General features: G+C 73.9%; 5 protein-coding genes. 2 read left to right on the top strand and 3 right to left on the bottom strand.

Annotated features, from left to right (window positions below; translation table 11 throughout):
* A partial coding sequence (locus tag AOK03_RS39210) for a helix-turn-helix domain-containing protein (RefSeq protein WP_244177944.1) occupies positions 1-1,417 on the top strand: 1,417 nt, incomplete at its 5' end.
* A 97-nt stretch (positions 1,418-1,514) separates the two neighbouring features.
* The gene (locus AOK03_RS43010) at positions 1,515-1,916 is read left to right on the top strand and encodes a hypothetical protein (protein WP_157869219.1); all 402 of its coding nucleotides are present in this window, start codon (positions 1,515-1,517) and stop codon (positions 1,914-1,916) included.
* Here AOK03_RS43010 and AOK03_RS39200 read toward each other — a convergent pair.
* The 3 genes from AOK03_RS39200 to AOK03_RS39190 all read right to left on the bottom strand — a co-directional run.
* Entirely contained in the window at positions 1,864-2,421 is a 558-nt protein-coding gene (locus AOK03_RS39200; RefSeq protein WP_055570113.1) for a CGNR zinc finger domain-containing protein, read from the bottom strand. The genes AOK03_RS43010 and AOK03_RS39200 overlap by 53 nt on opposite strands.
* Before the next feature lie 56 nt (positions 2,422-2,477).
* Positions 2,478-4,106, bottom strand: coding sequence for an ABC-F family ATP-binding cassette domain-containing protein (locus AOK03_RS39195; RefSeq protein WP_055570112.1), 1,629 nt, complete (start codon positions 4,104-4,106; stop codon positions 2,478-2,480).
* 83 nt (positions 4,107-4,189) lie between these two features.
* Positions 4,190-5,327: ATP-binding cassette domain-containing protein (locus tag AOK03_RS39190; protein WP_055570111.1), on the bottom strand; the 1,138-nt coding region annotated here is incomplete at its 5' end.

Below are 5,327 nucleotides of genomic sequence, written 5' to 3'. Positions count from 1 at the left end.
GGTCACCGCCACACCGCCCCTCCCCGCCCACCTCCTCTGGCACGGCCGGGTCGACGAAGGGCTGGACGCGATCAGTGCGCTCACCGGCCCGGGCCCGGCCGGGGCGCCCTCCATGAACGCCGCGGACCTCGACACCCCGTGGCTGTGGGGCGCCTACCTCTACCCCGGGCACGTCAAGGAGCGTCTGGGGTCCGACGTGCTCTCCGCACAGCGCTCGGCCCCGCCGGCCGCCACCCCCGAACTGCAGGGTGCGGGCACCCTGATGAACGACCTGCTGCGCGGCGGCGAGCACGACGCCACCGAGGCGACCGAGGCGGCCGAACGCGCTTTGAACCGCTACCGGCTCGGCCCCCGCACCGTCGCCGTCCAGACCGCCGCCCTCGCCACGCTGACCTACCGGGACCGGCCGCACCGGGCGGCGGCCTGGTGCGACGGGCTCATCGCGCAGGCGGGCGAACGCAACAGCCCCACCTGGCAGGCGTGGTTCACCGCCTGGCGCGCCCTCATCCACCTGCGCCAGGGCGACCCGGCCGCGGCGGAGCGGCGGTCCGCGACCGCGCTCCACCTGATCGGCCAGAAGGGCTGGGGCGCCGCGGTGGGCCTTCCGCTCGCGGCCGCCGTACAGGCGAAGGCGGCCCTCGGAGACGTCGACGGCGCGGCGGCCCTCCTCGAACGGCCCGTGCCCCAGGCGGTGTTCCAGACCCGCACGGGACTGCACTACCTGGCGGCGCGCGGCCGCTACCACCTGGCCACCGGCTGCCACTACGCGGCCCTGTGCGACTTCTACGCCTGCGGTACGCGGATGAGCAGCTGGGGCGTCGACCTGCCCGCGTTGGAGTCGTGGCGGCTCGGCGCCGCCGAAGCGTACCTGGCTCTCGGCGAAGCACTCCTGGCCCGCCAACTCGTCGACGACCAGATGACGTTGCCCGCACCGGCGGACGGCCGCACCTGGGGCATGACGCTGCGCCTGCGGGCCGCCACCTCGCCTGCCCCCGGCCGGGCCGAGCTGCTCGACGAGGCCGTCGCGGTGCTCAGGGGTGCCGGTGACGCCTTCGAGCTGGCCCGCGCCGTGGCCGAGCAGAGTGAGGCCGTACGAGTGGGCGGCGAGACGGAACGCGCGCGGCTGCTCGCCCGCAAGGCAGAGCTCCTGGCCCGGCGCTGGGGCAGTGCGCCCCCGTCCGTGACCACCCCGCCCGCGCCGACCCCGGCGGCACCGGAACGGCCCGGCCACCCCGAGCCGGACGCCGAGCTGACCGAAGCGGAACGCCGCGTGGCCGAGCTGGCCGCCGACGGGTTCACCAACCGCGAGATCTCCCGGAAGCTGTACGTCACGGTCAGTACCGTCGAGCAGCACCTCACCAGGATCTACCGGAAGCTCGACGTGAAGCGGCTGGACCTGCAGGCGGTGCTGGGATGACGGTCGGACCGCACCGACCGGGCGCGCAGACCCCCGGGCGCACTGTCCGGGTGCGCCGGCCGTGCAACCCTTCCGCCGCTCAGGCCGTCATGCAGTCATGATCCTTTCGTCCGAGGACCCCGGCAGCTGGATGCTGCCCGCGATGCTCTTGTTGGGGGCGGCCCTTGTCTCGCCGCTCGCCGGTGCGGTGCTTGCCGGGCGCGTCCTCCTGCGCATCGCGCGATCTGCGGCCGCGGGCAACGCCTGGAGCGCACTCACCCCCGGCACGTGGCTGCTCGCCGCAGGGGCGGGTGCGCTCGGCGCGGGGGTCCGGTTCACCGCCTCGATGTTCGGCAGGCCCACCGCGTGGGCCGACTCCGTGAGTTTCGTCTGCGGCAGTTTCGCCCTGGCCGCCGCGGCGATGGCGGGGCTCACGGCAGCCCTCGACAGGCACCTGAACGGCGGTGTCACGTCCCGGGCTGCCCGGTCTTCTTCCGCGCGCGGTACGCGGCGGCCTTGATCTTGTTGCCGCAGGACTCCATGCCGCACCACTGGCGCCGCATGCCGCGGGAGCGGTCGACGTAGATCCGCGTGCACTCGGGGTTGCCGCACTCCTTGAGCAACGGGACGTCCGGGCCGCCGAGCAGTTCGACGGCCCGGCGGGCCACGGTGGCCAGGGCCTGTTCGGGGGTCGCCTCGTTGTGCCGCCCGGCCGGGGTGAGCTGGGGTGTCACGGGGGTCCGGCGGGCGGCGGCGTTGAGCACGGCGAGCGCCTCGCGGTCGAAGCCCTCGCCGAGGCGGCGGTCGGTGAGGAGCCGGTAGATCGCCTCGCGCACGGTCGTCGCCGCCCGGACGTCGCTCTCGTCCCCGGGCGTGATCGCGTCCACGAGCCCGGACTCCAGATACCAGGCATTGAGCCGCTCCGGCGTCACGAACATCTCGAACCGGGTGGAGCGCCGTGCGCGGAGCGTGGCCGCGAAGTCGAGGGCCGGGTGTCCGCAGACGAAGACGTGGTCGAGATTCACGTCACCATCCTGACAGGTGACCCTCGCGGGCCGCAACGAAGGTCACCGCCGTGCTGCTATGTCGTCAGCCGGAGCGTGCGGCCCTGCCACCGCCGCCGGAGCCAGCGGTCGTGGCTCGCGAGGACGATCGCCCCGGGACCGGAGCCCATGGCTTCCTCCAGTTCGTCGCACAGGCGCGGGGAGAGGTGGTTGGTGGGCTCGTCGAGCAGCAGCAGTTGAGGCGGCCGGGCCACGAGCAGGGCCAGCGCGAACCGTCGACGCTGCCCGACGGACAGGGCGCCGAGAGGTTTGCCCAGGTCGGTCGGGTGTACGAGGCCCAGCGAGGTCAGCGGGACCGCCTCGGCCCGCTCCGGACCCAGCGCCCGCGCGTAGGCGTCGCGGGCCGTACGGTCGGGGCGGTCGAACACGGTGTCCTGAGTGAGCAGCCCCACCGTCAGGTGGCGCCGTCGGCGCACCTCGCCCTCGGCGGCGAGGCGTCCGGCGAGCACGGCGAGCAACGTCGACTTGCCCGCACCGTTCGCGCCCGTGACCAGCAGCCGCTCGGCCGCCGCCACGTCCAGGACGTCCAGCGCGAGCCGCCCAGGCACCCGCACGTCGCGCAGCGCGACCAGCGGCTCCGGGTCCTCCTCCGGCCGAGCGGCAGCCAGCGCCCCGGCGGCGAACCGCAGCGGGCGCGGTGGCGCGGCCACCTGGACGCGCTCCAACTCCGCCAGGCGTCGCGCGGCATTGCGCACCCGGCGGGAGATCTGGCTCTGCACCCGGCCCGCCCGGTGGCCGTAACCCATCTTCTCGTTGTCGCGCGGCCCCCGGTCAGGGGCCACCCGGTGAGCGGTGACACCCGCCGAGTGCCGCAACTCCCCCAGCTCTTCCTGCTCTTCGGCGTACCGCCGCTCCCAGCGCTCCCGCTCGGCGTGCTTCGCGCTCACGTACGCGGAGTAGTTGCCGCCGTACCGGACCGGGCCGTCGACCGCCGGGTCGAGGTCGATCAGATCGGTGCAGACGGCGTCGAGGAAGGCACGGTCGTGACTGGCGGCCACCACCGTGCCCGGCAGGTCGCGCAGCTGTTCCTCCAGGAACGCGGCGGCGCCGTCGTCTAGGTGGTTGGTCGGCTCGTCGAGGAGCAGCGCCGTCGGCCGCCGGACGAGCAGCGCGGCCAGCGCGAGACGCCCGCGCTGCCCGCCGGACAGTGAGCCGAGCGTGCGGTCGTGCGCCAGCGCGCCCAGGCCGAGCCCCTCCAGGACCAGGGCGGCTCGGTGGTCGGCGTCCCAGGACTCGCGGTCCTGGGCCTGTTCGAGACGTCGGCCGTAGGCATCGAGGAGTTCCTGATGACCGGGGGTGCCTTCGGGGGCACGGGAGATCTCCTCGCTCAGCCGTTGGAGCTCCGCCAGGTCGTCGCGGGCCTCGCGCAGCGCCTCGTCGAGGACCGCGGCGATGGTCGATCCGGTGTCGAAAGGCATCTCCTGGTGCAGGAAGCCGAGGTCATCGGGGCGTGTGACGCTGCCGGTGTCGGGCTCGTCGACGCCTGCGAGGAGCCGCAGCAGCGTGGACTTGCCGACGCCGTTCTCGCCGATCAGGCCGATGCGGTGGCCGGGGGAGGCGGTCAGGGAGACGCCGTCGACGACACGACGGCCGCCGAGGCTGCGCACGATCTCATGGGCGAGCAGGGCAGGCTGGGACTGGGACATGGGGGCCGTTTCCTGTGGTGTCGGTGGTCGGCCCGCCGGGCGCTGCGCGCGCCTCGGCACGGGCCAGGTCGCTCACCGACGGGTCACACCGTGGGGGCTCCGATCTCCCTGAGCGCGCCGTCGGCCAGCCGCAGCCAGCGGTTCACCCCGATCTCGGCGAGGAAGCGCTCGTCGTGGCTGATCACGACGAAGGCGCCCTGGTAGGAGTCGAGTGCGCTCTCCAGTTGACCGGCGCTGACCAGGTCGAGGTTGTTGGTCGGCTCGTCGAGCAGCAGCAGTTGAGGGGCCGGTTCGGCGCAGAGCACGCAGGCGAGGGTGGCCCGCAGCCGCTCGCCGCCGGAGAGCACGCCGACAGGCAGGTGGGCTCGTGCGCCCCGGAAGAGGAAGCGGGCGAGCAGGTTCATCCGCTCGGCCTCGGGCCGCTCGGGGGCGAACGCGGCGAAGTTCTCCGCCACGGTGCGTTCCGGATCGAGCAGGTCGAGGCGCTGGGAGAGGTACGCGATGCGGCCGTCGTTGCGCCTGATCTCGCCGTCGTCCGGGGCGAGGTCGCCGGTGATCAGGCGCAACAGCGTGGTCTTGCCCGCGCCGTTGGGCCCGGTCAGCGCGATGCGCTCGGGACCGCGGACGGCCAGGTCGACGCCGCCGTCGGCGAACACGGCCCGGTCGGCGTGCCGGACCTGCATGCGCTCGCCGAGGAAGAGGTTGCGCCCGGCCGGTACCTGGGTGTCGGGCAGTTCGAGGGTGATGCGCTGTTCCTCGCGGAGTGCGCGTCCCGCCTCGTCGAGCCGGGCCTTGGCCTCGCTGACCCGGGTGGCGTGCATCTGGCCCGCCCGGCCCGCGGACTCCTGCGCGCCGCGCTTCATGTTGCCGGCGAAGATGCGGGGCAGACCGGCGCTCTTGAGGTTGCGGGCGGCGTTGCTCTGCCGGCGGTCCGCCCGCTCGCGGGCCTGCTGCAGCTCGCGCTTCTCGCGCTTCAGCTCCTGCTCGGCGTTGCGGATGTTCTTCTCGGCGACCTCCTGCTCGGCGCGCACGGCTTCCTCGTACGCGCTGAAGTTCCCGCCGTAGAAGCGCAGTTCGTCCCCGCCCAGTTCGGCGATGCGCTCCATGCGGTCGAGCAGCGGGCGGTCGTGGCTGACCAGCAGCAGACAGCCGGTGAAGCTCTCCAGGACGGCGTAGAGCTTGTGCCGGGCCGCCAGGTCGAGGTTGTTGGTCGGTTCGTCG

Source organism: Streptomyces atriruber (assembly GCF_001418325.1).
Classification (GTDB): domain Bacteria; phylum Actinomycetota; class Actinomycetes; order Streptomycetales; family Streptomycetaceae; genus Streptomyces; species Streptomyces atriruber.
This window is presented reverse-complemented; position numbering and strand designations above follow the sequence as displayed.

Coding starts and splice junctions, on each gene's coding strand:
- AOK03_RS39195 (WP_055570112.1), bottom strand. CDS start 4,106: ATGTCCCAGTCCCAGCCTGCCCTGCTCGCCCATGAGATCGTGCGCAGC.
- AOK03_RS43010 (WP_157869219.1), top strand. CDS start 1,515: ATGATCCTTTCGTCCGAGGACCCCGGCAGCTGGATGCTGCCCGCGATG.